This window comes from Lysinibacillus sp. GbtcB16, from assembly GCF_019091145.1.
Taxonomy (GTDB): Bacteria; Bacillota; Bacilli; order Bacillales_A; family Planococcaceae; genus Lysinibacillus; species Lysinibacillus fusiformis.
On the sequence record NZ_JAGXJV010000329.1, the window covers coordinates 1 to 277 of the forward strand.

Consider the following 277-nt stretch of genomic DNA (forward strand, 5'->3'; position numbering starts at 1 on the left):
GTTTTTCTTTGTAAGAAAGGAGAATTAACATGCAACAAAACGCCCGTATTCATTCTTTAGACATAATAAGAGGTATCGCCATACTATGTATCCTATTTGCGAATCTACCCACTATGACGGGACTAGAACCCTTTAATCAGGCAGGTTACACCGGTACAGATAAGACGATTCGTTTTTTAGTAGATTTGTTTATACAAGCAAAGTTCTACACTATTTTCGCATTCTTATTTGGAGTAGGATTTTATATCTTTATGAAAAATACAGAAGCAAAAGGATA

General features: G+C 34.3%; 1 pseudogene. It reads left to right on the forward strand.

Annotated elements, in window-relative coordinates:
- Positions 1-29: 29 nt before the first annotated feature.
- Positions 30-277 (forward strand): annotated as a pseudogene (locus tag KVT27_RS24445) (DUF418 domain-containing protein); the annotation flags it as partial.